This is a genomic window from Streptomyces sp. DvalAA-43, from assembly GCF_900091725.1.
In the GTDB taxonomy this organism is placed as follows: domain Bacteria; phylum Actinomycetota; class Actinomycetes; order Streptomycetales; family Streptomycetaceae; genus Streptomyces; species Streptomyces pulveraceus.
Window position 1 is genome coordinate 133,012 of the sequence record NZ_FMBW01000043.1, and the last position, 24,938, is coordinate 157,949.

General features: G+C 71.7%; 22 protein-coding genes. 13 read left to right on the forward strand and 9 right to left on the reverse strand.

Annotated features, from left to right (window positions below):
* Positions 1-38: 38 nt before the first annotated feature.
* From GA0115234_RS15335 to GA0115234_RS15345, 3 genes are all read left to right on the forward strand, one after another.
* The gene (locus GA0115234_RS15335) at positions 39-878 is read left to right on the forward strand and encodes a TIM barrel protein (protein ID WP_093541926.1); all 840 of its coding nucleotides are present in this window, start codon (positions 39-41) and stop codon (positions 876-878) included.
* Positions 879-925: 47 nt separating this feature from the next.
* The gene (locus GA0115234_RS15340) at positions 926-1,825 is read left to right on the forward strand and encodes a 2-hydroxy-3-oxopropionate reductase (protein ID WP_093542383.1); all 900 of its coding nucleotides are present in this window, start codon (positions 926-928) and stop codon (positions 1,823-1,825) included.
* Between the two features lie 206 nt (positions 1,826-2,031).
* Positions 2,032-3,489: a catalase gene (locus tag GA0115234_RS15345; protein WP_093541928.1), complete on the forward strand. Its 1,458-nt coding sequence runs from the start codon at positions 2,032-2,034 to the stop codon at positions 3,487-3,489.
* Positions 3,490-3,853: 364 nt separating this feature from the next.
* On the opposite strand, the gene gcl is transcribed toward GA0115234_RS15345, so the two are convergent.
* Positions 3,854-5,629, reverse strand: coding sequence for a glyoxylate carboligase (gene gcl / locus GA0115234_RS15350; protein ID WP_093541930.1), 1,776 nt, complete (start codon positions 5,627-5,629; stop codon positions 3,854-3,856).
* A gap of 258 nt (positions 5,630-5,887) precedes the next feature.
* Between gcl and GA0115234_RS15355 the strand changes: the two genes are divergently transcribed.
* The 3 genes from GA0115234_RS15355 (at position 5,888) to GA0115234_RS15365 (ending at position 7,495) form a co-directional block, all read left to right on the forward strand.
* On the forward strand, positions 5,888-6,607 hold the full coding sequence (locus tag GA0115234_RS15355; protein WP_093542385.1) for a hypothetical protein: 720 nt from the start codon (positions 5,888-5,890) through the stop codon (positions 6,605-6,607).
* A gap of 34 nt (positions 6,608-6,641) precedes the next feature.
* The gene (locus GA0115234_RS15360; protein ID WP_093541932.1) at positions 6,642-7,196 is read left to right on the forward strand and encodes a GNAT family N-acetyltransferase; all 555 of its coding nucleotides are present in this window, start codon (positions 6,642-6,644) and stop codon (positions 7,194-7,196) included.
* Between the two features lie 77 nt (positions 7,197-7,273).
* Complete coding sequence (locus GA0115234_RS15365) at positions 7,274-7,495, forward strand: hypothetical protein (protein ID WP_093542387.1); 222 nt, start codon at positions 7,274-7,276, stop codon at positions 7,493-7,495.
* A 22-nt stretch (positions 7,496-7,517) separates the two neighbouring features.
* On the opposite strand, the gene GA0115234_RS15370 is transcribed toward GA0115234_RS15365, so the two are convergent.
* Positions 7,518-9,125: an AMP-binding protein gene (locus GA0115234_RS15370; RefSeq protein ID WP_093541934.1), complete on the reverse strand. Its 1,608-nt coding sequence runs from the start codon at positions 9,123-9,125 to the stop codon at positions 7,518-7,520.
* Positions 9,122-10,798, reverse strand: a complete 1,677-nt coding sequence (locus GA0115234_RS15375; RefSeq protein ID WP_093541936.1) for an AMP-binding protein — start codon at positions 10,796-10,798, stop codon at positions 9,122-9,124. Before GA0115234_RS15375 ends, GA0115234_RS15370 begins: the two co-directional genes overlap by 4 nt.
* Before the next feature lie 177 nt (positions 10,799-10,975).
* On the opposite strand from GA0115234_RS15375, the gene GA0115234_RS15380 reads away from it, so the two are divergent.
* Positions 10,976-11,818 (forward strand): response regulator transcription factor, encoded by an 843-nt coding sequence (locus GA0115234_RS15380; RefSeq protein WP_093541938.1) that lies wholly within the window; start codon positions 10,976-10,978, stop codon positions 11,816-11,818.
* Between the two features lie 50 nt (positions 11,819-11,868).
* On the opposite strand, the gene GA0115234_RS15385 is transcribed toward GA0115234_RS15380, so the two are convergent.
* The 3 genes from GA0115234_RS15385 to GA0115234_RS15395 form a co-directional block, all read right to left on the reverse strand.
* The gene (locus GA0115234_RS15385; RefSeq protein WP_093541940.1) at positions 11,869-12,897 is read right to left on the reverse strand and encodes a BTAD domain-containing putative transcriptional regulator; all 1,029 of its coding nucleotides are present in this window, start codon (positions 12,895-12,897) and stop codon (positions 11,869-11,871) included.
* A 25-nt stretch (positions 12,898-12,922) separates the two neighbouring features.
* The gene (locus GA0115234_RS15390) at positions 12,923-14,461 is read right to left on the reverse strand and encodes an MDR family MFS transporter (RefSeq protein WP_256088726.1); all 1,539 of its coding nucleotides are present in this window, start codon (positions 14,459-14,461) and stop codon (positions 12,923-12,925) included.
* 122 nt (positions 14,462-14,583) lie between these two features.
* Positions 14,584-15,366 (reverse strand): thioesterase II family protein, encoded by a 783-nt coding sequence (locus GA0115234_RS15395; protein ID WP_093541942.1) that lies wholly within the window; start codon positions 15,364-15,366, stop codon positions 14,584-14,586.
* Positions 15,367-15,632: 266 nt separating this feature from the next.
* Between GA0115234_RS15395 and GA0115234_RS15400 the strand changes: the two genes are divergently transcribed.
* From GA0115234_RS15400 to GA0115234_RS15425, 6 genes are all read left to right on the forward strand, one after another.
* Positions 15,633-16,469 (forward strand): 2-amino-3,7-dideoxy-D-threo-hept-6-ulosonate synthase, encoded by an 837-nt coding sequence (locus GA0115234_RS15400; protein WP_093541944.1) that lies wholly within the window; start codon positions 15,633-15,635, stop codon positions 16,467-16,469.
* Positions 16,470-16,538: 69 nt separating this feature from the next.
* Positions 16,539-16,814, forward strand: a complete 276-nt coding sequence (locus GA0115234_RS15405) for an acyl carrier protein (RefSeq protein WP_093541946.1) — start codon at positions 16,539-16,541, stop codon at positions 16,812-16,814.
* Positions 16,811-17,074 (forward strand): hypothetical protein, encoded by a 264-nt coding sequence (locus tag GA0115234_RS15410; protein ID WP_093541948.1) that lies wholly within the window; start codon positions 16,811-16,813, stop codon positions 17,072-17,074. Before GA0115234_RS15405 ends, GA0115234_RS15410 begins: the two co-directional genes overlap by 4 nt.
* Positions 17,064-18,257 carry a beta-ketoacyl-[acyl-carrier-protein] synthase family protein gene (locus GA0115234_RS15415; protein ID WP_093541949.1) on the forward strand — a complete coding sequence of 398 codons (1,194 nt, stop codon included), beginning with the start codon at positions 17,064-17,066 and terminating at the stop codon, positions 18,255-18,257. The genes GA0115234_RS15410 and GA0115234_RS15415 overlap by 11 nt, the downstream gene beginning before the upstream one ends.
* A 97-nt stretch (positions 18,258-18,354) precedes the next feature.
* Positions 18,355-19,077, forward strand: a complete 723-nt coding sequence (locus GA0115234_RS15420) for a ketosynthase (protein ID WP_093541950.1) — start codon at positions 18,355-18,357, stop codon at positions 19,075-19,077.
* 35 nt (positions 19,078-19,112) lie between these two features.
* Positions 19,113-20,240: an LLM class flavin-dependent oxidoreductase gene (locus tag GA0115234_RS15425; RefSeq protein ID WP_093541951.1), complete on the forward strand. Its 1,128-nt coding sequence runs from the start codon at positions 19,113-19,115 to the stop codon at positions 20,238-20,240.
* An 85-nt stretch (positions 20,241-20,325) separates the two neighbouring features.
* Here GA0115234_RS15425 and GA0115234_RS15430 read toward each other — a convergent pair whose 3' ends face one another.
* The 3 genes from GA0115234_RS15430 to GA0115234_RS15440 all read right to left on the reverse strand — a co-directional run bounded on the left by GA0115234_RS15430 (position 20,326) and on the right by GA0115234_RS15440 (position 24,800).
* A complete protein-coding gene (locus GA0115234_RS15430) occupies positions 20,326-21,861 on the reverse strand; it encodes a long-chain-fatty-acid--CoA ligase (RefSeq protein WP_093541952.1) in 1,536 nt (511 codons plus the stop codon).
* 117 nt (positions 21,862-21,978) lie between these two features.
* On the reverse strand, positions 21,979-23,208 hold the full coding sequence (hemA, locus tag GA0115234_RS15435) for a 5-aminolevulinate synthase (RefSeq protein ID WP_093541954.1): 1,230 nt from the start codon (positions 23,206-23,208) through the stop codon (positions 21,979-21,981).
* A complete protein-coding gene (locus GA0115234_RS15440) occupies positions 23,205-24,800 on the reverse strand; it encodes a class I adenylate-forming enzyme family protein (protein WP_093541956.1) in 1,596 nt (531 codons plus the stop codon). Before GA0115234_RS15440 ends, hemA begins: the two co-directional genes overlap by 4 nt.
* Between the last annotated feature and the right edge of the window lie 138 nt (positions 24,801-24,938).

The following is a 24,938-nucleotide window of genomic DNA, read 5'->3' on the forward strand; positions in this document are numbered from 1 at the left end:
AACTAACTTCCGCAATACGGAAGGAGCGCCGAACCCTCATGGGCTACCCGGACCAGCGCTTCGATGTGAACCTGTCGATCCTCTTCACGGAACTCCCGCTCCTGGAGCGTCCCGCGGCGGCCGCCGCGGCCGGCTTCACGGCGGTCGAGCTGTGGTGGCCCTGGATCGAGACCCCCACCCCGCCGCCGGCCGAGCTCGACGCCCTCAGGAAGGCGCTCGACGACGCGGGCACACAGTTGGTGGGACTGAACTTCTACGCCGGGCAGCTGCCCGGCCCCGACCGCGGCGCGCTCTCCGTGCCGGGCACGGAGTCGGACCGCTTCCGCGCCAATATCGACGTGGCGGCCGACTTCGCCGCCTCGGTCGGCTGCACGGCGCTCAACGCGCTGTACGGCAACCGCGTCGACGGCGTGGACCCGGCCGTACAGGACGAACTCGCCCTGGAGAACCTGGTGTTCGCCGCCCGCGCGGCCGACCGGATCGGCGCGGTGCTCCTGATCGAGACCCTCAACGAGCCGGAGTCGCCGCGCTACCCCCTGGTGAGCGCACCGGCCGGTATCGCGATCGTCGACAAGGTCAACGCGGCGACCGGGCTCGGGAACGCGAAGTTCCTGCTGGACCTGTACCACCTGTCGATGAACGGCGAGGACCTGGGCCGGGTCATCACGGAGTACGCCGGGAAGACCGGTCACGTCCAGATCGCCGACAACCCGGGGCGCGGCGCGCCCGGCACCGGCTCACTCCCGCTGGAACAGCTCCTGGACGAGCTGACGAAGGCCGGATACGACGGCTGGGTCGGCCTGGAGTACAAGCCGGGCGACCGGCCGAGCGCCGAGGCCTTCGAGTGGCTCCCGGCCACCGCGCGGGCGGCCCGCTGAGGGCGGCGAACTCCCCCTCGTACACACGCTTATCGGAAGGCACCCTCATGAGCAACAACCTCCCCAAGGTCGCGTGGATCGGGCTCGGCATCATGGGATCCCCCATGTCCGAGAACCTGATCAAGGCCGGGTACGACGTCACCGGTCACACCCTGGAGCAGGCGAAGACGGACCGGCTGGTCGCGGCCGGCGGCACCGGCGCGGGCTCGATCGCCGAGGCGGTCCGGGACGCCGATGTCGTCATCACGATGGTGCCCGCCTCCCCGCAGGTCGAGGCGGTCGCCTACGGCCCCGACGGCATCCTGGAGAACGCGAAGCGCGGCGCGCTGCTGATCGACATGTCGTCGATCACCCCGCAGACCTCCGTGGACCTCGCGAAGAACGCGAAGGACAAGGGCATCCGGGTGCTCGACGCCCCGGTCTCCGGCGGCGAGGCCGGTGCCGTCGAGGCGGTGCTGTCGATCATGGTCGGCGGCGAGCAGGCCGACTTCGACGCGGCCCAGCCGATCCTCCAGGCCCTGGGCAGGACCATCGTGCTGTGCGGTCCGCACGGCTCCGGCCAGACGGTGAAGGCCGCCAACCAGCTGATCGTCGCGGTCAACATCCAGGCCTGCGCCGAGGCCGTCGTCTTCCTGGAGAAGTCCGGCGTCGACCTCTCCGCCGCACTGGACGTCCTGAACGGCGGACTGGCCGGCTCGACCGTGCTGACCCGCAAGAAGGACAACTTCCTGAAGCGGGACTTCGCGCCGGGCTTCCGGATCGACCTGCACCACAAGGACATGGGCATCGTCACCGACGCCGCCCGCAATGTCGGTGCCGCACTGCCCGTCGGCGCCGTGGTCGCCCAGTTGGTCGCCTCGCTGCGCGCTCAGGGCGACGGCGGGCTCGACCACTCGGCCCTGCTGCGCTCGGTCGAGCGCCTGTCGGGGCAGCCCGTCCAGGCCTGACCGGCCCGGCACCCCGGAGACTTCCGGACGGCGTCGGCGCTGACACCTGTCCTGTCGCGCCCAGGCGTCGGCGCCGTCCGGAACACCAGCCAGCAAATTCAACAAACTGTTGACGTCGGGTTCGGGGCGTACTTACGCTCCTGGAGCCCCGAGCCGTCTCAGTTCAGCAGCTCAGCAGCTCCCGTACGGAAGGTCGCCCCGACACCATGACGCAGCGTGTGCTTACGACCGAGTCAGGCGCCCCGGTCGCCGACAACCAGAACTCCGCCACCGCCGGTGTCGGTGGCCCGATCCTCCTCCAGGACCAGCACCTGCTGGAGAAGCTGGCCCGCTTCAACCGGGAGCGCATCCCGGAGCGCGTGGTCCACGCCCGCGGCTCCGGCGCGTACGGCTACTTCGAGGTGACCGACGACATCACCGCCTTCACCCGGGCCGACTTCCTCTCCGAGATCGGCAAGCGCACCGAGACGTTCATCCGCTTCTCGACCGTCGCCGACTCGCTGGGCGGCGCCGACGCGGTGCGCGACCCCCGCGGCTTCGCCCTCAAGTTCTATACGGACGAGGGCAATTACGACCTGGTCGGCAACAACACCCCGGTGTTCTTCATCAAGGACCCGATCAAGTTCCCCGACTTCATCCACTCGCAGAAGCGCGACCCGTTCACGGGCCGTCAGGAGCCGGACAACGTCTGGGACTTCTGGGCCCACGCCCCCGAGGCGACGCACCAGGTCACCTGGCTGATGGGCGACCGCGGCATCCCCGCCTCGTACCGCCACATGAACGGCTACGGCTCGCACACCTACCAGTGGACCAACGCCGCGGGCGAGGCCTTCTTCGTCAAGTACCACTTCAAGACGAACCAGGGTGTGCGGTCCCTCTCCAGCGAGCAGGCCGCCGAGCTCGCGGGCAAGGACGGCAGTTCGCACCAGACGGACCTGCTCCAGGCCATCGAGCGCGGCGTCAACCCGTCCTGGACGCTGTACGTGCAGGTCATGCCGGCCGCCGAGGCCGCCGACTACCGCTTCAACCCGTTCGACCTCACCAAGGTGTGGCCGCACAGCGACTACCCGCTCCAGCGGGTCGGGCGCCTGGTGCTGGACCGCAACCCGGACAATGTCTTCGCCGAGGTCGAGCAGGCCGCGTTCTCCCCGAACAACTTCGTGCCCGGCATCGGTCCGTCCCCGGACAAGATGCTCCAGGGCCGCCTGTTCGCCTACGCGGACGCGCACCGCTACCGGCTGGGCGTCAACCACACCCAGCTGCCGGTGAACGCCCCGCGCACGGCCGTCGTCGACAACTACGGCCGCGACGGTCTGCACGCCACCCGCAACGGCTCGCGCCACGACAAGAACTACGAGCCCAACTCGCACGCGGGCCCCGCCCAGACCGACGCCGCGCTCTCCGCCCCGCTCGCGATCCACGGCTGGACCGGCACCCACGCGGCGCCCGCCCACACCAAGGACGACGACTTCTTCCAGGCGGGCGAGCTGTACCGGCTCATGTCCGAGGACGAGAAGAAGCGCCTGGTCGCGAACATCGCCGGAGGTCTCTCCCAGGTGAGCCGCGACGACGTCATCGAGAAGAACCTCGCCCACTTCCACGCCGCCGACGCCGACTACGGCAAGCGCGTGGAGGAGGCGGTCCGCGCCCTGCGCGAGGACTGACCCCCCGAAGCCCTGCTCGCGTCGCGCACCCGGATGAGGGGTGTCGCGCGGCGCGGGCAGGACGGGGCCGCGGCGGTCGTGCGACGCCAGTGCGGTGGTGAGGGCCGGTATGCCTCCTCGCCCCCTGACCTGAAGGGGACGAGCTCTCCCGGCCCGATCGCCGCCGCCGCGGCCCCTCTTGCGTGATGGCGCGTTGCGCGGTGCTTTCCGTGCCAGGGCGCGGAGTACGGATACGGTCCCGTGCTCCGCGCCCTTCTCCGCGTGCCCGCCCCCGGACCGGTCCCGGACGCCGACGGTCCGGAGAACGGCCGCGGCCCCCGCCCCCGGGAACCGGGGACGGGGGCCGGAGGCCGCCTGCGGACCGTCAGGACGCCGCGAGCGGGCGGATCGCCGTCGGTGCGTGGGACGGGTCCGTCGCGATGTCCTCGAACTCGTTGACGGACGCGATGTCCGTACCGCTCATCGCGATGTTCGTGACGCGCTCCAGGATCGCCTCGACCACCACCGGCACCCGGAACTCCGCGGCCAGCTTCTTGGCCTCCTCGAAGGCCGGCAGCAGCTGGTCCGGCTCGGTGACGCGGATCGCCTTGCAGCCCAGGCCCTCGACGACCTTGACGTGGTCGACGCCGTACACGCCGAGCTCCGGCGAGTTGAGGTTCTCGAACTCCAGGTTGACCTGGAAGTCGATGTCGAAGTTGCGCTGCGCCTGGCGGATCAGCCCCAGGTAGGAGTTGTTCACCAGGACGTGGACGTACGGGATGCGGTGCTGTGCGCCGACCGCCAGCTCCTCCAGCATGAACTGGAAGTCGTAGTCGCCGGAGAGCGCGACGACGGAGCCGTCCGGGTCGGCCGTGGCGACGCCCAGCGCGGCCGGGATGGTCCAGCCGAGCGGGCCCGCCTGGCCGCAGTTGATCCAGTGGCGCGGCCGGTAGACGTGCAGCATCTGCGCGCCCGCGATCTGGGAGAGGCCGATCGTGGTGACGTACCGGGTCTCGGGGCCGAACGCCCGGTTCATCTCCTCGTACACCCGCTGCGGCTTCAGCGGCACGTTGTCGAAGTGCGTGCGCCGCTGGAGGGCCTCCCTGCGCTCCTGCGTGGAGGCGGCCCAGGCCGAGCGGTCCTTCAGCCGGCCCGCCGCCTTCAGCTCGCGCGCCACCTCGACGAACAGCTCCAGCGCCGCCCTGGCGTCGGAGGTGATGCCGAGGTCGGGGGCGAAGATCCTGCCGATCTGGGTGGGCTCGATGTCCACGTGGACGAAGGTGCGGCCCTGGGTGTAGACATCCAGCTTGCCGGTGTGGCGGTTGGCCCAGCGGTTGCCGATGCCGAGGACGAAGTCGGACTCCAGGAAGTTCGCGTTGCCGTAGCGGTGCGAGGTCTGGAGGCCGACCATGCCCGCGTTCAGCTCGTGGTCGTCGGCGATGATGCCCCAGCCCATCAGGGTGGGCACGACCGGGACGCCGGTCAGCTCGGCGAACTCCACCAGGAGTCCGGAGGCGTCGGCGTTGATGATGCCGCCGCCCGCGACGAGCAGCGGCTGCTCGGAGGCGTTCAGCATCTCCAGGGCCCGCTCGATCTGCTTGCGGGTCGCCGCGGGCTTGTGCACCGGCAGCGGCTCGTACAGATCGGGGTCGAACTCGATCTCGGTGAGCTGGACGTCGATGGGCAGGTCGATGAGGACCGGGCCGGGACGGCCGGTGCGCATCAGGTGGAAGGCGCGCTGGAAGACGCCGGGGACCTGCGCGGCTTCGAGGACGGTCGTCGCGGCCTTGGTGACGGGCGACGCGATCGAGGCGATGTCGACCGCCTGGAAGTCCTCCTTGTGGAGCACGGCGGTCGGGGCCTGGCCGGTGATGCAGAGGATCGGGATCGAGTCGGCGATCGCGGAGTACAGACCGGTGATCATGTCCGTACCGGCGGGCCCCGACGTACCGATGCAGACGCCGATGTTGCCGGGGCGCGCGCGGGTGTAGCCCTCCGCCATGTGGGAGGCGCCCTCGACGTGGCGGGCGAGCGTGTGATGGACCCCGCCGGAGGCCTTGAGGGCCGCGTAGAAGGGGTTGATCGCCGCGCCCGGCACACCGAACGCGTTGCTGACGCCTTCGCGCTTGAGGATCTCAACTGCCGCACGGGCAGCGGTCATTCGAGGCATTGGGTACTCCTGCTCGGACCTGGTGGAGTCGGGCTCTGTCGCGCCACCTGAGAGCACCAATTCCGCATTACGGAAACTTGATTCTGTTATACGGAAGTCAATCTAAAGCGCGCCCCGACGACCGTCAAGGGACGGCGCACCGGAACCGCCGGGTGCGCGCGCCGGTCCACGAAGTGCGCCAACTCCCTCCCCCGGACCTCCCGCTTGGTGGACGATGGGGGTTCGGAGCGGAGCCGGAGGGTGATCATGGTGGAGTCGGTGCCGTTACGCTGCCCGGCCTGCGGCCGCGCGCACGCGTACAGCCCGCCGGCCTACCCCTGCCCGTGCGGCGCGCCCACCGCCCCGCCCGTGCTGCGCGGCGCCCCGGTCGTGCCGATCACGCACCGCACCTGGAACGACGACTGGGTGACGGTGCGCTGCCCGGCCTGCGGGCGCCTGGACCAGTGGCCGCAGCCGGAGCTGTGCTGCCCGTGCGGAACGGTGCTGCGCGTCCCGGTCCGGCCGGCGTCCCCCGACGACGGTCCCGAGGGCGGGGCGCGCCCCGCCGGGCCCTCGCACATCCCGCTGCCGCGCACGACCCCGGCGCCCCGGCCCGCGTTCCGGGCCGTCGCCATCCGCGGCGCGGGCGACGCGCTCGCGACCGCGGCCCGGTATCTGAGCTGGCTGGGCTACCGCGAGGTCACGCAGCCGCCGGAACCCTCGCCCGCGCGGATCGATCTGCGGGCCACCGGGCTCATCGCCCAGGTCGACACGGTCACCCGCCCGAGCTCCCTGCGCGCCGTCGAATGCCTCTGGCTCAACGCGCTCAACGCATCGGTCGGCGGCGTCTTCTTCTCCGTCGCGGGGTACGCGCCGGACGCGGCGGCACGCGCGGACGGCCTGGGCATGCCGCTCTTCGTGCTGGACCCGGCGGGAACGCCCCGGCCGGTCAACAGTCCGGCCGACGAGCTGCTCAGCACCGGGGCCTGAACCGAGCCGCGCACCGGGGCGACATACTGGCGGTATGCGCATCCGTACCGCCCGCCGCACCGACCTCCCGCTGCTCCAGGACATCGAGCGGGCCGCCGGCGAACCGTTCCACACGCTCGACATGTCCTCCATCGCCAACGACGATCCGCCGCCCCTCGACCTGCTGGACGAGTACCGCCGGGCCGGGCGGGCCTGGGTGGCCGTCGACGCCGACGACCGACCGGCCGGCTATCTGATCGCCGACCCGGTCGACGGGGCAGCCCACATCGAGCAGGTCTCCGTGCACCCGTCCGCCGCCCGGCGCGGCGTGGGCAGCACGCTCATCGACCACCTCGCCGGCTGGGCCGCCGAGCAGGGTCTGGACGCACTCACGCTCACGACCTTCTCCCACGTCCCCTGGAACGCGCCGTACTACGCCCGTCTCGGCTTCCGCACCCTCGACGAGGCGGAACTCACCGACGGGCTGCGGAAGATCAGGGCGCAGGAGGCGGAACACGGCCTGGACCACTGGCCGAGGGTGTGCATGCGGCGCGAGATCCCGCACACCGGACACCTCCGGCAGCTCACCGGAGCCGACCGGCAACAGTGAGTGCAATCGGTCACGTTCGGGCCAGGGGGCCACAAATGTTCGGCCCCCTGTCAGTGGCGGGCCTTAAGGTAGTGCTCATGGCTTTAACTCCACGGCACGCCCCGCCCCACGACCGGCCTCGCACGCCCCGGCCCGCTCCCTCGTCCGCCGCCCGCGCGAACGAGGCGATACGGGCGTTCGTGGACGCGCAGGCCGGTCAGGACTGGTCCTCCGTGGAGTCCGCCGCCTACGAGGTACTGCTGATCGAATGGGCGGCCGCTACCCGGGGCGTCACCGGCGACATCATCGAGGCCGCCTGACGACGCCCGGGGCGCCGCGGTCCTACTCGCCGTAGCCCTCCCGCAGTTCGATCTTCCGGACCTTCCCGCTGACCGTCATCGGGAAGGTCTCCAGGATCCGCAGCCGGCGCGGGATCTTGTAGTGGGCCAGCTGCTCGCGGCAGTAGGCCGTCAGCTCGTCCAGGGTCGGCGGGTCCGCCGGGTCCCTCGGGATGACGCAGGCCAGGATCTCCTCGCCGTAGTTGGCGTCCGGTACGCCCACCACCTGCACATCCGCGATCTTCGGGTGGCCGTAGAGGAATTCCTCGATCTCCCGCGGATACACGTTCTCGCCACCGCGGATGATCATGTCCTTGATCCGGCCGACGATCTGTACGTAGCCGTCCTCCCGCATCACCGCGAGGTCGCCGGTGTGCATCCAGCGGCCGGCGTCGATGACTTCCGCGGTCCGCTCGGGCTGCTCCCAGTAGCCGAGCATCACGCTGTAGCCACGGGTGCGGAGTTCGCCCGTCGCGCCGCGTTCCAGCGTCACTCCTGTCACCGGGTCGACGACCTTGACCTCGATGTGCGGCATCACCCGGCCGACGGTGCCGGTGCGGCGCTCCAGGTCGTCGTCGCGGCGGGTCTGGGTGGAGACCGGCGAGGTCTCCGTCATGCCGTAGCAGATGGACACCTCGTCCATGTTCATCTCGGCGACGACCCGCTTCATCACCTCGACCGGGCAGGGTGATCCGGCCATGATGCCGGTGCGCAGCGAGGAGAGATCGTAGGCGCCGAAGTCCGGGAGGTTCAGCTCCGCGATGAACATGGTGGGGACGCCGTAGAGCGAGGTGCAGCGCTCCTGCTGCACGGCGGCGAGCACGGCGGCGGCCTCGAAGGCGGGGCCCGGGATCACGATGCAGGCGCCGTGCGAGGTGGCGCCCAGGTTCCCCATGACCATGCCGAAACAGTGGTAGAAGGGGACGGGCAGACAGATCCGGTCCTGTTCCGTGTAGGCGACCAACTCCCCCACGAAATACCCGTTGTTGAGGATGTTGTGGTGGGAGAGGGTGGCGCCCTTGGGGAAGCCGGTGGTGCCGGAGGTGTACTGGATGTTGATCGGGTCGTCGCAGGACAGCTCGGCCTCCCGGGCGACGAGCTGTCGCTCCGTCACGGAGCCGGCTGCGGACAGCAGTTCGCCCCAGGAAGGGTCGCCTATGTAGTGCACGGCGCGCAGCGCGGGGCAGTTGGCGCGGACCCGGCCGACCAGGGCACGGTAGTCGCTGGTGCGGTGCGAGAGCGAGGAGACCAGGAGCGAGATCCCGGCCTGCTTCAGCACGTACTCCAGCTCGTGCGCGCGGTACGCCGGGTTGATGTTGACCATGACGGCGCCGATGCGGGCGGTGGCGTACTGCACCAGCACCCACTCCGGGCAGTTGACCGCCCAGATCCCGACCCGGTCCCCCTTCGCCACCCCCGACGCCATCAGGGCGCGAGCCAGTTCGTCGACGGCCGCGCCGAACTCGGTGTAGGTCCAGCGCCTCCCGGAGGCGACGTCCACGAGCGCCTCGCGGTCGCCGAACACCTCAATCGCGCGGTCGAGGTTGCGTCCGATGGTGTCGCCGAGCAGCGCCGTGGTGCCGGTGCCGTGCGCGTAGGAGAGCTCGCTCATCGCAGATCACCCTCGTCGTACTCGGTGCCGGCGCCCCGGGCCGTGCGCTCACGCAGTTCGATGCGGCGGATCTTGCCGGAGACGGTCTTGGGCAGCTCGGCGAACTCCAGCTTGCGGAGCCGCTTGTACGGGGCGAGGACCGACCGGGAGTGCTCGAACAGCACCTTCGCGGTGTCCGGTCCGGGCTCCCAGCCCTCCGCGAGGACGATGTACGCCTTGGGAACGGAGAGCCGGACCGGGTCGGGGGCGGGGACGACGGCGGCCTCGGCGACCGCCTCGTGCTCCAGCAGGGCGCTCTCCAGCTCGAACGGACTGATCTTGTAATCGCTCGCCTTGAACACGTCGTCGGCGCGCCCCACGTAGGTGATGTAGCCGTCCCCGTCGCGCGAGCCGATGTCGCCGGTGCGGTAGTAGCCGCCGGCCATGGCCTCGGCCGTGCGGTCCGGGTCGCCGTGGTATCCGGTCATCAGGCCCACCGGGCGGCCGGACAGGTCGAGGGAGATCTCGCCCTCGGCCGCACCGGGCTCACCGGTGACCGGGTCCAGGAGTTCGACCTTGAAGCCGGGGCTGGGCCGTCCCATCGAACCGGCCTTCAGCAGCTGGCCCGGGGTGTTGGCGACCTGGACGGCGGTCTCGGTCTGGCCGAAGCCGTCCCGGATGGTGACGCCCCAGGTGCGCCGCACCGTCTCGATGACCTCCGGGTTCAGCGGCTCACCGGCCGCGACGACCTCGCGCGGCGGGGTCTTCAGCTGGGCGAGGTCGGCCTGGATCAGCATTCGCCAGACGGTCGGCGGGGCGCAGAAGCTGGTGATGCCCGAGCGGTCCATCTCGGCCATCAGCCGGCCCGCGTCGAAGCGGGTGTAATTGAAGATGAAGACGGTCGCCTCGGCGCTCCAGGGCGCGAAGAGGTTCGACCAGGCGTGCTTGGCCCAGCCGGGCGAGGAGATGTTGAGGTGGACGTCCCCGGGCTTGAGCCCGATCCAGTACATCGTCGACAAGTGGCCCACGGGGTACGAGACATGGGTGTGCTCGACGAGCTTGGGGCTGGCGGTGGTGCCGGAGGTGAAGTAGAGCATCAGCGGTTCGTCGGCGTCGGTCTCCCGGTCCGCCTCGAAGGTCTCCGGCTGCTCGTCGGCTCCCGCGTACGACAGCCAGCCGGGCACGTCCGCGCCGACCGCGAACCGGGTGTAGTCGCCGGGCACCTCGTCGAACTTCGCGGTGTCGGTGTCCCGCACCAGGACATGCCGGACCCGGCCGCGCTCCACCCGGTCGCGCAGGTCGACCGGGCCGAGCAGCGGGGTGGCGGGGATGACCACGGCGCGCAGCTTCATCGCGGCGAGGGCGGTCTCCCACAGCTCGACCTGGTTGCCGAGCATCACGAGGATCCGGTCCCCGGCGCGCACGCCCCGGGCGCGCAGCCAGTTCGCGGTCTGGTTGGACCGGGCGGACATCCGGGCGAAGGACACCTCGGTGCGGCCGCCGTCCTCCTCCACGATGTGCAGGGCGGTGCGGTCGTTGTCCTCGGCGATGACGTCGAACCAGTCGAGCGCCCAGTTGAAGTGGTCGGTCCGGGGCCAGCTGAAGCCCTCGTAGGCCGCGTGGTAGTCCTCGCGGTGCTTCAGCAGAAAGTCCCGGGCGGCCCGGAACGTTTCCGTCGCGCTGGTTGCCGACATGTGCCCTCCTCATTGCGGACCGGACCGGTCACTTAACATCATGTAAACAGTGACCCAGGTCTCACCACCCCCGAACGGGGGTGCAGCGAGGGTGGCCGAGGGTCTTCCGTCCGGATCCGGCCTGATCCGCACGGAAGGCCCTGGCCCCCTCCTCGACCCGGGCAGGGAGGCGACAGGGTGCCGGAATCCGTCGATGCGGTCGAGATGCAGAAGGCGCTGCTGCGGCTGCGCCGGACCAGCGGGCTGCCGGTGGCGTTCGGCGGGCTCCTCTCGGACGCCCGTCACGCCCGGATCGCCGAGCTGAACGGGGCGCAGACCTCCGCCCTGCGCGGGCTCGTCATCTCGGCGGGCAGCGGGCTCGGCGGCAAGTCGATCGCCCTGTCCCGGCCGTGTGCGGTGACCGACTACCACTCCTCGCGCCACATCAGCCACGAGTACGACCTGGCGGTCGCGGCGGAGGGCCTGCGCTCGGTGGTCGCGGTCCCCGTCGTGGTGCGGCGCAAGGTACGCGGGGTGCTGTACGGGGCGCTGCGGGCGCCGATCACTCTCGGGGACCGTACGTTCGACGCGGCGGTCGCCGCCGCCCGCGATGTGGAGCAGGCCCTGGTGGTGCGGGACGAGGTGCAGCAGTTGCTGGCGGTGACCCGGGAGCAGGTCACGGACCCGAGGGCGGCCCCGGAGGCGTGGGAGGACGTCCGTGAGGCCCATCGCGAGCTGCGGGCGCTGGTCCCGAAGGTGATCGATCCGGCGCTGCGCGACGAGCTGCTCGCGGTGTGCGGGCGTCTCGCCTCGGCGGCCGGGGCCCGTACGCCGCAGCCCTGCGACGTGAAGCTGGCACCGCGCGAGTTGGACGTGCTGGCCTGCGTGGCGGCGGGGACGACCAACGCGGTGGCGGCGGAGCGGCTCGGGCTGCGGCCGGAGACGGTGAAGGGCTATCTGCGCTCGGCGATGCGCAAGCTGGGGGCGCACACCCGGCTGGAGGCGGTGGTGGCGGCCCGGCGCGCGGGGCTGCTGCCGTAGGGAGGTGCCGGTGGACGGCGACCGCGGGGCGGGACCGGCCGGGAGGGAATTCAGAACCGGCCGCTCCTGGCACCGCCGCCGGTGAGGATGAGCTGCTGGAGATCGCGCAGGGCGGTGCCGGGTTCGAGGCCGAGTTCGTCCTGGAACACCCGGCGTGCGCGCTGGTAGACGTCGAGGGCCTCGGCGCGGCGGCCGGATTCGAGAAGTGCGGTCATCTCTTTCTCCCAGAGCCCTTCCCGGAGCGGATTGCTGTCGCGCAGGGCGCGGAGTTCCGCGAGGGTGGCGAGGTGGCCGCCGATGCGGTGGCTGGCCTCGATGCGTAATTCCGCGGCGGCGAGGCGGGCCTCTTCGAGGCGTTCGGCCGCGGTGCGGATGGTGGGCGAGACCGGGACGTCCTCCATGGCGGGGCCGCGCCAGAGATCGAGGGCGCCGCCGAGCACGGTGAACGCCTTGTCGTGGGCGCCCGCGGCGAACAGTCCCTGCCCCTCGGCGTGCAGGGCCTCGAAACGGTGGGCGTCCAGCCGTTCCGGGTCGAAGACCAGCCGGTAGCCGGGGGCCTTGGTGACCAGCATCGTGCGGTCCCGGTCACCGAGCCGGCGGCGCAGCCGCATCACGTACTGCTGGACCAGATTGCGCTGGTCCCGTTGTGGATGCGAACCGGGGCTCCAGAGCTCTTCGACCAGCCGGTCGATGGAGATGGTCCGGCCTCCGGCGGCGAGCAGCACGGCAAGAAGTATCCGGACTTTCGGTCCTCCCACGGACTTCCATGTCGATCCATCGAGTATCTCCAGCGCCCCGAGAACCCGGAAATCGCACATTCTTCGCCCCCCATAACGAACGTGAGGGGCCGGCGGCCGAGCATTCCACAGGAATCGTGTCACTCGTCCCACTCGAACCCCACGCTGTCCCGTCTCCATCTTCGCAATCGAAACCGTGTCCGAGCGGCAGCCAGGCGAATATGGCGCGAAGTCGACGAATTGAATCGTTCTTGGTCCGCCGGAGCATGGTCGGGGACATACGGGGGGGGAGGGCATGCCGACGCCGTCGGCGCACGGGCCCGTGCGCCGACGGCAGTTCATGGGACGGCCGGGGTCGGCCAGTCGGTCAGTCGGTCAGGATCGCGGTCTCGCTCTCCCGTGCGGGCGGGACATCGGACGCACCGCCCGCGGAGGTGTCGGCGGCCGGTCGTCGTCCCGGCAGGAAGAAGGCCGGGAGCAGGGCGAGGGCGGTGAAGATCATCGCCCACCAGAACGGAGCGCCGAAGGATTCGGCCAGGCCGCGGGCGACCGTTCCGCCGGGTTCCACCTGGCCGAGGGAGTGCACGCCGACGGGCAGCTTGTCCTTGAGCTGCTGCTGGAGCACGACGGCGAGGACGGTGGTGCCCAGGGAGGCGCCGACCCGCTGGAAGACGTTGAACGCGCTGGTCGCGCTCGGCGCGGTCTCCTTCGGCACGCTCGCGAAGGCGATCGTCATGGTCGGCATCATCGACGCGCCGAGGCCGAACCCGCGGACCACCAGGGTGGCGCCGAGGAGCAGCTGATTCGGATGGGCGTCGATGAGCGCGTACGGCACGGTGCCGACCAGGGCCAGCACGATGCCGATGATGGTGAGGTTCCGGACACCCAGCTTGGCGGTGAGCGCGTTCATCAGGACGATCGCCAGCAGATAGCCCAGGCTCTGCGGGAGGAGCAGCAGCGCGGAGTTCAGCACACTGGTGCCCCGCACGACCTGGTAGTACATCGGCAGCGGGATCAGCACGCCGTACATCGCCATGCTCATCAGGAAACCGGCCAGGGTGCCGGACCTGAAGTTGGCGACCTTGAAGAGCCGCAGATCCAGCAGGCCCTCCGTACGGATGCGCAGCGCCCGCACCCCGAAGGCGAGCAGCAGCACCGCGCCGACCAGCAGGCCGCCGATCACCTTGCCGGATCCGAAGCCGCCGGCCGAGCCGGCCTCGGAGAGTCCGTAGACGAGCAGCGCCAGACCGGGCAGCAGCAGCACCAGGCCGGTCAGGTCGAGCCGGGCGCCGGCCGAGGGTGCGACGACGTTCTTCACCTTGGCGAGCACCAGCGCGATGGTCACGACGCAGAACGGGATGTTGATGAAGAAGATCCAGCGCCAGCTGAGGTGATCGATGAGGACGCCGCCGAGCGAGGGGCCGATCAGCGGGGCGAACAGGGCGGGGATGGTGACGATGGACATCAGCCTGCCGAGCCGTTTGGGCCCCGCCGCCTGGGCCAGCAGCGCCTGGCCCACCGGGACCGCCAGGCCGCCGCCGATGCCCTGGATCACCCGGAAGATGATCAGGGTGGGCGCGGACCAGGCCAGTCCGGAGAGCAGCGAGCCGAGCAGGAAGACGACCTGCGAGAAGATGACCGTCTGCTTCGCGCCGAACCGGGCCGTGGCCCAGCCGCTCATCGGGATCGCCGCGGTGATGGCGAGCAGATAGCCCGTCACCACCCATTGGACGGTGGCGAGGTCGGAGTCGAACACCTTGGCGAGCGGCCCGATGGCGACGTTGATGATGGTCGCGTCCAGCAGGCTGGCGAAGCCGCCTAAGGCCATGATGCCGCTCAGCCACCAGAGTTCTGGAGTCACACGGTCGGAGCCGACGGCCTCGACCGGAGCCTTGTTCGCTTTCACAACTGGCCTTCCTTGTGGACCTTGCCCTGGATCGCCATGGTTCCACAACAGCTGTCATCTGTGCAACAGGTGTTGGATAGAGCGATCCGGGTGTCCCCCGGCAGCCTCCCGTCAGGCTCGCGTCAGGCCTCGGCGAGCAGCTGCTCCGCGATCCCGGCGAGCACCTGTCGGCCCGATTCCGCCAGGAAGAAGTGGCCGCCGGGCACCTGCGAGAGGTGGAACCGGCCCGTGGTCTCCGCACCCCAGCCGGTCATCGCCGCCGCGGAGGCCATGGGGTCGGCGGCCCCCGCGAAACCCCTGATCGGCACGGTCAGCCGCTCGCCCGGCCGCCTGCGGTATCCGGCCGCCATGGCCAGGTCGGCCCGCAGCGCCGGGAGCACCCGCGCCACCAGCCCCGGCCGGGCCAGCACACTCCGCGGCGTGCCGCCGGTCCGCCGCAGCCACTCGGTCAGCTCGGCGTCCGAACCGCTCCACTCCGGCCGCGGACGCAGCGAGGCCGGCGCGACGCCGGCCCCGACGAAGAGCCCGAGCGGCTGCCGCGACCGGGGCGAGCGCGCCAGTTCGTGCGCCAGGGCGAGACCGACGACGCTGCCCACGCTGTGGCCGTAGAGGGCGTACGGAACGTCCAGATACGGCTCCAGGACGGTGGCGAGGCGTGCGGCCAGCGACCTGGCGTCGTCGAACGGGACCTCCCCGAACCGCTGTTCACGTCCGGGTGGCCGCACGGCGAGGACCTCCACCCCCATCTCCGGTCCGGCGTTCAGCCAGTCGCGGTAGACCCCGGCGCCGCCGCCCGCGTACGGCAGGCAGACCAGCCGGACCCGCCCCGCCGCACCCTGGCCGGGCACCCGCCGGAGCCAGGGATTCCGTGTTCCGTCCGTCTCCGCCCGCGCCCCCGCCGCCATCCGGCCGCCTCTCCCTGTCCGGGTACCGACACCGTCACCGACCGGACGGTCTCCCCCGAGCGTTCCACCGCGCGCACCGCCGGAACAGCGGCGGACGAGCAGGCCGAGCGGCGGCGCGACGGGCCGGTACGGCCTGACCGGACGGGTACCTCGATGAGAGCCGCCGGGTGCAGTCGCAGGAGCAGTCCGTTCGAGGGGTAACGGCACCGGCGCACCGGGCGAGACTCGACCCGCGAACGTCAACTTCCTGTGCTGAAGGGTGGATCATGAGACCAAGTTCCGGAGGGACGGCGGTCCGCCTGGCGCGGCTGTCCCGGCACCGCGACGAACGATTCCTCTTCGTCCCCATGGACCACTCGGTGGCCGACGGCCCCATCGTCCCCGCCGCGCGCTTCAACGGACTCGTCCGCACCGCCGTGGAGGGCGGCGCCGACGCCGTCGTGGTGCACAAGGGGCGAGCGGCGGGCATCGAGGCGGGCCTGCTGCGGAACTGCTCCCTGGTCGTGCACCTGAGCGCCAGCACGGCACACGCCCGCGACGCGGACGCCAAGGTGCTGGTCGGCGATGTCGAGGAGGCCGTACGGCTGGGCGCCGACGCGGTGAGCGTGCAGGTGAACATCGGTTCCGAGACCGAGAGCCGTCAGCTGGCCGACCTCGGTTCGGTGGCCGACGCCTGCCGGCGCTGGAACGTACCGCTGCTGGCCATGGTGTATCCCCGGGGGCCGCGGATCACCGATCCGCACGACCCGGCGCTGCTCTCCCATGTCGTCAACGTGGCCGCCGACCTCGGCGCCGACCTGGTGAAGACGACCTGGGCGGTGCCGCTGGAGCGGATGGCGGACGTCGTGGAGAGCTGCCCGATACCGGTCCTGGCGGCAGGCGGTCCGAGCAATCCCGGTGTCGATCCGGTCGCGTACGCCACCGGGGTGATGGCGGCCGGCTGCGCCGGGCTCGCCATCGGCCGCACCTTCTTCGAGAGCAGCTCGCCCGCCCGCGTGATCCGCGCGCTCTCGGCCGTGGTCCACCGGGCCCCGGCCGCTGCCGGGCACGACACCCTGCCCGCGGACCCGCTCGACCCGGCCCGGCCCGTACCGGTCCGCTGACCGGACAGGGCATGGGCCTCGCGCGGAATCCGGCCCACCGCCTCGGACAACCACCGACGGAGACACCCCATGTATGAAGAGACCCGTGAGTTCATCCTGACCGTGATCAGGGACGTGATCAACCTGCCGCTGCCCGCGGAGGTCGGGGACGACCTGCCGCTCGGCGAAGAGGGCCTGGGCCTGGAGTCGCTCGCCACGATCGAGCTGGTGCTCCAGCTGGAGGGCCGGTACGGCATCGAGCTACCCGAGGAGGAGCTCGACCCCGCCCTCGTCCCGGACCTCCGCGCCTTCGTGCGGACCGTGGTCGACCGGCGCGCGGCGACGGCGGGAAGTGTGGCCCGGTGATCACGGAGACGGAGATCGTCCGACTCCTGGAGGACAGCGGCCTGTCCCTCGGCGAGTGGGACAGCGGCACCGAACTGGTTCTCGACTCACTGGCGTTCACCTGGCTGATCCATCTGCTGGACGAACGCCACGGAGTCGTCGTCCCGGAGGAGGAAGAGGAACGGCTGGGCGCGAGCGACTCCGTCGGCGCGCTGCACCGCAATGTGCTCCGGCTGCTGCCCGCCGGAAGCGGCCGGGAGGAGGCCGGCCGTGCCTCATGAGGTGGCGATCACCGGCTACGGAGTCCTGACGGCCTTCGGATTCGGCGCCGACGCCCTGCGCCACGGCGTCTTCGGGGGCAGGCCCGGCTTCGTCCCCGTCACCCGCTTCGACCCGACGCCCTTCCGCGCCGACCGGGCCGCCACCTTCGAGGGCGCCGGGCCGGAGATCCCGGGGGTCGTGGTCAAGCCCGGCTACACACCGACCCAGGCCGAGGTACTGCACGCCTGCACCGCCGAGGCGCTCCGGGTCGCGGGCACCGACGCCCTCGGCGCCCCCGTCCTGCTGGGCACCAATGGCGACCACTCGGCGGCCCGGACGTTCTGGACGGACCGGGCCGAGGGCCGCGACAGCACCGACCCGCGCGTCCTGGACAGCCTGCCCGCGGCACTGCCCCGGCGGATCGGCGAGGACTTCGGCCTGGGCTTCCCGCGCCTGGCCTTCGTCAACGCCTGCGTCGCCTCGACCAACAGCATCGCCCACGGCGCCGAGCTGATCCGGCGGGGCTCGGCCGACACCGTGGTCTGCGGCGGCGCGTATCTGGTCACCGAGGACGTCTTCGCCAAGTTCGACTCCGGCCGGGCGCTCAGCAAGGAGGGCGTGGTACGACCGTTCGCCGCGGGCCGGGCCGGCCTGCTCCAGGGCGACGGCGCCGCCGTGCTGGTTCTGGAGTCCGCCGAACGGGCGCGGGCCCGGGGCGCCCAGGTACTGGCCGAGTTGGTCGGCTGGGGCCTGGCGGCCGACGCGTACCACGTGGTCAAACCGCATCCGCGGGGCGAGGGCCTGGCGCGGGCCGCGTCCGCCGCGCTCCGCCGGGCGGGGCTGGCGCCACAGGACATCGGCTACGTCAACGCGCACGGTACGGGCACCCCGCTCAACGACGTGGCGGAGACGGCCGCGCTGCACAGCGTCTTCGGCGGGCACGCGCCCGACGTACCGGTCAGCTCGACCAAGAGCAGCACCGGTCACATGCTGGAGGCCACCGGTGCCGTGGAAGCGGTGATCACACTCCTCGCGCTGCGCGACGGCGTGCTGCCGCCCACGATCGGCTACCAGGAGCCGGACCCCGCCTGCGACCTGGACTACATCCCGAACCGGGCCCGGCCCGCCGAGGTCACCCACGCGCTCTCGCTCAACGCCGCCTTCGGCGGGGTCAATGCCGCGCTCGTACTGAAGCGGGTGTGAGCACCATGACCGAACGCCGCACGCGCACGGAAACGGGTGTGAACACCATGCCCGGCCGTCGGCGCCCGCTCCGTCACCGCTCCACGGGAGGAACCAGATGACGATGCCGCTCGAACAGCCGTTGGCCGTCGTGGCCGGGGCCTGCCGGGCGCCCTGGGGGGAGGCCGCCGACGGCCTGCCCGGTGCGGCGCCGGTCCCGCTGCCCAACGTCCCCGGCTTCGTGACCTCGCGGTTCAGTCCGCTGGTCGCCGCGGCCGTGGACGACTGCCTGGGCGGACCGGAGGACGGCTCCGGCCCGGTGGCGGGCCGCGGCGAGCGGACCGCGATCGTGCTCGCCACCGCCTGCGGGGACATCACCACGACGGACACCGCGACCCGGCGCATGGTCGCCGGGCAGGTGCACAGCCCGCTGCTGTTCTTCCAGTCGGTGACGACCTCGGTGCTCGGCCACCTCAGCAAGCGGTACGGCATCACCGGCCCGGTCAGCTGTGTCTCGGACGGCGGGGAACTCGCCCCGGAGGCACTGGAGCTGGCCGGGGTCGTGCTGGAGGACGACTGGCTCGACCAGGTGCTGCTGATCGGCGTCGACGTCGCGGCCGCCGAGCGCGTCGGCTGGGTGCGCGACCACCTGGACGGGGCGTACCCCCTGGGCCCGTTGCCGGACGGGGACGCCGTCGTCGCACTGCTGCTCCGCCGCGCCACGGACGCCGACGGGCCCGCGCAGAGCCCGCCCCCCGCCGCCCCGCTGCCGGACGGGTACGGCTGGATGGCCCCGCTGGTCGCGCTCTGCCCGGCGAACGGGCAGCGGCCCACCTTCTGATGCCCGGACCACTCAACCCCACCAAGGAGCATCCCGTGGACAGAATCAGCTTCGGCGCCTTCCTGTCGCCCCTCCACCCGCTGGGCGAGGACCCGGCGCTGAGCCTCTGGCGCGACCTCGAACTCGCCGAGTGGCTGGACCAGTTGGGCTACGAAGAGCTCTGGGTCGGCGAACACCACTCGGCCGGCTGGGGGACGGTCTCCTCGCCCGAGCTGTTCATCGCCACCGCAGCCGAGCGGACCAGGCACATCCGGCTCGGCACCGGGGTCGTCAGCCTCCCCTACCACCACCCGTTCATGGTCGCCTCGCGCGCCGTGCAGCTCGATCATCTGACCGGCGGGCGCTTCACCCTCGGGGTCGGCGCGGGCTCGATCCCGTCCGACATGCACTTCCTGGGCATCGACCCCGCGGACACCCGCCGCCGCACCGCCGAGTCGCTGGACGTGATCCACCGGCTGCTCACCGATGACGAACCGGTGACCCGGGTCACCGACTGGTTCGAACTGCACGACGCCCGGTTGCAGTTGCGACCGCGCGGACCCGCCGGTCTGCCGCTGGCGGTCTCCAGCGCCGTCTCCCCGTTCGGCATGCGGCTGGCCGGGCAGTACGGCGCCGCCCCGCTCTCCTTCGGCGTCCCGCCACGGCCGGGCTCCTCCGTCGACGACCTGGCCGCCCAGTGGCAGCACGCCGTGGATTCGGCGGCCGAGCACGGACGCGTGATCGACCGGGCCGACTGGCGGGTCGCCCTGTCGGTGCACGTCGCGGACAGCCGCGAGCAGGCGCTCGACGACCTCGTCGACGGCTGGATGCGCTATCGCAACGAGTACTGGGCGCTGCTCGGCACACCGCCGGTGCACTCGCGGACGGAGGCCCGCAAGGCCCTGTCCGAGCTGATCGACCGGCGCAGCACGATCGTCGGCTCGGTCGACGAGTGCATCGACGCGGTGCGCGATGTGCAGGAGGCGACCGGCGGATTCGGCCGGCTGCTGGTGAACGTCCTGGACTGGGCGGACCGGGAGGCGATGAAGCGCAGCTTCGAGCTGTTCGCACGCTTCGTTGCGCCCCGGTTCAACGGCGCGCTGAACGGTGTCACGGCGTCGTACGGGTGGGTCTCCGAGCAGGCACGGGCCCAGGCACGGGCCCAGCACTCCGTCGCCCGGTAGGCGGCGTCCGGCGAGCGCCGGTCCCGTGAACGCGCTGTCCCCGCCCTCGTTCCGGAACGAGGGCGGGGACAGCGCGTTCACGGGTTCAGCCGCCGTACCGGGCGGCCAGTTCACGCTTGAGGACCTTGCCGCTGGGACCGAGCGGCAGTGCGTCCACGAACTCCACCCGGCGCGGGTACTTGTACGCCGCCAGCCGATCCCTGCTCCAGTCGACGAGCCGCGCCCCGAGGGCGGCGCCGGGGCACGATCCCGGCCCGGCGACGACCACGGCGCAGACCTCCTCGCCATGGCGCGGGTCCGGCACGCCCACGACGGCGACCTGGGCGACGGCGGGATGGCGCATCAGCACCTCCTCGATCTCGCGGGGGTACACGTTGTACCCGTTGCGCAGCACCATGTCCTTCTTGCGGTCCACGACACCGAGGTAGCCGTCCGCGTCCTTGACGCCGAGGTCGCCGGAGCGGAACCAGCCGTCCACCAGCACTTCGGCGGTGGCCTCGGGCCGGTTGAGGTAGCCGGCCATCACGTTGTGCCCGCGGATCACGATCTCCCCGACCTCCCCGGCCGGCAGCAACTCGATCCGGCCCTCGACGTCCGCCCTGGCGATCTCCACGTCGACGCCCCAGACCGGTTTGCCGACGGTGCCGGGGCGCGGCGGCCAGGCACGCTGGTTGTAGGCGACCACGGGCGAGGTCTCGGTGAGCCCGTAGCCTTCGTAGACGATGCAGCCGAAGGTCCGCTGGAACTCCTCCAGAACCGTCACGGGAAGCGCCGATCCGCCCGAGAACGCACGGTCCAGGGCGGGCCGGCGCGGGTCGCGCGCGGCGGCGTCGAGCAGGGCCATGTACATCGTCGGAACGCCCATGAACACCGTGCAGCGGCGGCGCACCATCAGGTCGAGCGTCTCCGCCGCGTCGAAACCGGGCGTCAGCACCATCGTCGCGCCGGCGCGGAAGCAGACGCCCATGCCGCAGATCTGGCCGAAGGTGTGGAACAGCGGCAGGACGGCGAGCAGGACGTCGTCGGCCGTGAAGTCGAACGGGGAGAGCATCGTCACGCCGATGTTCAACGTGACGTTGAGATGGGTGAGCATGGCGCCCTTGGGGCGTCCGGTGGTGCCCGAGGTGTAGAGCACCACCGCGAGGTCCTCGGGGCGGCGTGGCAGGCAGTGGGCGAGCGGGGCGGCCGGTTCGGCGAGTGCGTCCAGCCGGGACTCCCGCGGCCCTTCCTCGTCCAGGACGGTGAGGACCGGCACTCCGGCCGTCTCGGCGCCCTTGCGGCCCTCCTCCAGCAGGGGCCCGGCGCAGATCAGCACATCGGCGCCGCAGTCGCCCAGGACGTACCCGATCTCGTCGGCCTTGAGCAGGGTGTGGACCGGCACCACGACCGCCCCGATCGCCAGGGCGCCGTAGTACGCCATCGGGAAGTGAGCCGTGTTGGGCAGCAGCAGCGCGACCCGGTCGCCCGGACCGATCCCCCGGTCGGCCAGTACGGTCGCGTACTGCCGTGCCGCATACCAGAGTTGATGGTACGTCAGTTCTTGATCACCGAGGATCAGCGCCGGATGGTCCGGGCGCCGTGCCGCGGACTCGGCGAGGACCGCCGCCACCGAGAGGGACATCAGGACTCCGTTCGTCGATCGTTGCCCGGCGACCGCCGCCGGGTCCGCGCATGGCGTCGGCGCCGGCCGGGCGGGGACGACCCGCCCGGCCGGCGCCGATGTGTGGAGCGGAGCGGGTCAGCGCCCGCCCCGCTCCCCCGCCCGCTGTATGCCGAGGTCCCGCCAGATGCCGTCGACCGCCTCGGCGAACTTCTCCACGTCGCCCGCGGTGTGGGTGGCGGACGGGGCGACCCGGAGGATCTCCTCGCCGGCCCGCACGCTCGGCGCGTTGATCGGCTGGACGTAGATCCCGTGCCGCTCCAGCAGCAGGGCGGAGGCCTGTCGGCAGAGGCCGTCGTCGCCGACGAAGACGGACACGATGTGCGACTGGTCGGAGACGAAGGGAATGTCGCGCTCCTTGAGCAGGCGGTGGAGCAGGCCGGCGTTGGCCGCGAGCCGGGTGCGCTCCCGCTCGGAGGAGCGCAGGTGCTGGACGGCCGCGAGGGCGCCCGCGGCGGTGGCCGGCGGGATGGAGGTGGTGAAGATGAAGCCGCGGGAGAAGTTGCGGACGGCGTCGATCAGCGCGGCGGGACCGGCGATGTAGCCGCCGGCGGTGCCGAAGCCCTTGGCCAGGGTGCCCATGACCACGGTGAACTCGTCGGCGATGCCTTCGCGGGCGGCGATGCCCGCGCCCTGCGGGCCGTACATGCCGACCGCGTGCACCTCGTCGATGAAGGTGGTCGCCCGGTACCGGCGGGCCAGCCCGGCTATTTCGGCGAGCGGCGCGACGTCGCCGGACATCGAGTACACCGACTCCAGCACGATCAGTTTGGGCCGCTCCGGGTCCGCGGCGGCCAGCAGCTCCTCCAGGTGCGCCACGTCGTTGTGGCGGAAGATCCGCTTCTCGGCCCCGGAGTGGCGCAGTCCGTCGATGATCGAGGCGTGGTTCAGCTCGTCGGAGAAGACGAGGGTGCCGGGCGCCCGGCCCGCCAGCACGGTCAGCGCGCCGTCGTTGGCCGTGAAGCCGGAGGGGAAGATCAGCGCGTCCTCCTTGCCGTGGAGCGCCGCCAGTTCGTTCTCCAGCAGGACGTGGTAGTGGTTGGTGCCCCCGATGTTGCGGGAACCGCCGGACCCGGCGCCGAAGGCGTCGACGGCGTTCTTCATGGCCTCCAGGACGAACGGGTTCTGGCCCATGCCCAGGTAGTCGTTGCTGCACCAGACGCTGATCTCCACGTCGGCGCCGTCCTGCCCCTGCCGCGCCACGGCACTCGGAAACCGGCCGGCGCGCCGGCCGATCTCCAGGAACTCCCGGCGCCGGGCGCCGAATTCCTCCATCTCGCGCGCGAAGAAGTCCAGGTGCTTGTTCATCGGGTCAACTCACTCTCCGTGTAGGGAGTCGTTACGGATTCACACAACCGCAGCCGCGGTTTGTCGGGCTTGCCCGAGGCGTTCAGCGGCAGTTCGTCCAGCAGCAGGACCTCCTCGGGCACATGCAGGGGAGACAGGGCCGTGCCGATGCGCGAGCGGATGTCCTCGACGGCGACCCGCGCACCCGGCCGGGGCACGATCGCGGCGTGCAGATGCTCGACGTTGTCCAGGTCGCGGACGCCGTACACGGCGGCCTGCGCCACCCCGGGCACCGCCAGCAGTTCGCGTTCGACGACGGCCGGGTAGACCTTGACGCCGTCGGTCTTGACGACGTCCGCGGCCCGGTCCAGCAGATGCAGGTAGCCGCGCTCGTCGAAGCGGCCGATGTCGCCCGTGCGGTACCAGCCGTCGCGCAGCACCCGGGCACTGAGCGCGGGGTCCGACCAGTAGCCGGCCATCACGTGCGGCGAACGCACCCAGACCTCGCCCGCCGTTCCGGCGGCCAGTTCCCGTTCGGTCTCCGGGTCGTGGATGGTGACCTCCACCTCGGGGAACGGGCGGCCCACCGTGGTCAGCAGGCTCGGGTCCTGGTGGTCGCCGGGGTCGAGCAGGGTGATCCGGCCGCCCTCGCTGGTGCCGTAGCCCTGCACCAGAACCGGGCCGAACACCTTGTTCGCCTCCGCGATCCGGGCCGGGGCGGCGGCGCTGCCGCTGTAGATCAGCTGCCGCAGCGAGGTGAGGTCCGGGGCCTCGGTCCGGGTGTGGTCGAGGAGTTGGTAGAGATGGGTGGTGGCCAGGAACGTCCGGGTGATCCGGTGCTCGGCGACGGTCCGCAGCACCGTGTCCGCGTCCAGCTCCTCGTGCAGGTGGACGGCGCCGCCCGCGGCGAGCACCGCGTCGGCCATCGGTCCGACGGTGTGGCTGAGCGGGGTGGTGACCAGCAGCCTGGCCCGGTCCCCTTCGCTGATCGACGCGCCGGTGGCCGACACCACGCTCTCCCAGGCCCTGGCCGGCAGGCTGATGCCCTTGGGCCGCCCGGTGCTGCCGCTGGTGAACGCGATCAGGGCCAGCGCCTCCGGCTCCCAGGCCGCGGCCACCGCCGCCCGCGCCCCGGTGTCGGCCGGGACGACGCCCTCCTCGCGCAGACCGGAACCCGTGACGGCGATCCGGCCGCGCGCCCGGTCGGCGAGGAGCAGGGCGCGCGCCGCGTGCTCCTGGTCGGTGAACAGCACGGTGGCGGAGGTGTCCAGCAGGATGCGCAGCTGGGCCTCGGCGGACAGTACGTGGGACGTGTCTCCGGGGTTGGTGGAGCGCAGGTAGCAGACCGCGCCGCCGAGCAGATGGACCGCGTAGCGTACGGCGAGCATGTCCGGGCTGTTGGGCGCGACCAGGATGGCGACCACGCGGCCGGGCCCCACGCCCAGGTCCATCAGGGTGCGGGCGGCGCCGGTGACGGTGCGGGCGAACTCCCCCGCCGGGACGGGCCGTCCCCGCCAGTGCACGGCGGTGCGGTCGGGGTCGGCGTCGAGAGCGGACATGATGCGGGCCGCGTAGCCCCGGTGCCGGCTCCACCAGCCGTCCGGAACAACCATGGTGACCTCGATTCGGTGGGCGACTGCTGCTGGGCCGGGGCGTCGCGGTGCTCCGCGGCGCCAGGCCAGCATTCCGGCGCCGCAGGACGGCGAGAAGATTCGGACGGCCTGCCCGATCGGGCGGCCGACCAGGGCGCT

Coding starts and splice junctions, on each gene's coding strand:
- hemA (WP_093541954.1), bottom strand. CDS start 23,208: ATGAACAAGCACCTGGACTTCTTCGCGCGCGAGATGGAGGAATTCGGC.
- GA0115234_RS15405 (WP_093541946.1), top strand. CDS start 16,539: ATGTATGAAGAGACCCGTGAGTTCATCCTGACCGTGATCAGGGACGTG.
- GA0115234_RS15400 (WP_093541944.1), top strand. CDS start 15,633: ATGAGACCAAGTTCCGGAGGGACGGCGGTCCGCCTGGCGCGGCTGTCC.
- GA0115234_RS15340 (WP_093542383.1), top strand. CDS start 926: ATGAGCAACAACCTCCCCAAGGTCGCGTGGATCGGGCTCGGCATCATG.
- GA0115234_RS15430 (WP_093541952.1), bottom strand. CDS start 21,861: ATGTCCCTCTCGGTGGCGGCGGTCCTCGCCGAGTCCGCGGCACGGCGC.
- GA0115234_RS15365 (WP_093542387.1), top strand. CDS start 7,274: ATGGCTTTAACTCCACGGCACGCCCCGCCCCACGACCGGCCTCGCACG.
- GA0115234_RS15420 (WP_093541950.1), top strand. CDS start 18,355: ATGACGATGCCGCTCGAACAGCCGTTGGCCGTCGTGGCCGGGGCCTGC.
- GA0115234_RS15360 (WP_093541932.1), top strand. CDS start 6,642: ATGCGCATCCGTACCGCCCGCCGCACCGACCTCCCGCTGCTCCAGGAC.
- GA0115234_RS15345 (WP_093541928.1), top strand. CDS start 2,032: ATGACGCAGCGTGTGCTTACGACCGAGTCAGGCGCCCCGGTCGCCGAC.
- GA0115234_RS15440 (WP_093541956.1), bottom strand. CDS start 24,800: ATGGTTGTTCCGGACGGCTGGTGGAGCCGGCACCGGGGCTACGCGGCC.
- GA0115234_RS15385 (WP_093541940.1), bottom strand. CDS start 12,897: ATGAACTGCCGTCGGCGCACGGGCCCGTGCGCCGACGGCGTCGGCATG.
- GA0115234_RS15375 (WP_093541936.1), bottom strand. CDS start 10,798: ATGTCGGCAACCAGCGCGACGGAAACGTTCCGGGCCGCCCGGGACTTT.
- GA0115234_RS15370 (WP_093541934.1), bottom strand. CDS start 9,125: ATGAGCGAGCTCTCCTACGCGCACGGCACCGGCACCACGGCGCTGCTC.
- GA0115234_RS15335 (WP_093541926.1), top strand. CDS start 39: ATGGGCTACCCGGACCAGCGCTTCGATGTGAACCTGTCGATCCTCTTC.
- gcl (WP_093541930.1), bottom strand. CDS start 5,629: ATGACCGCTGCCCGTGCGGCAGTTGAGATCCTCAAGCGCGAAGGCGTC.
- GA0115234_RS15395 (WP_093541942.1), bottom strand. CDS start 15,366: ATGGCGGCGGGGGCGCGGGCGGAGACGGACGGAACACGGAATCCCTGG.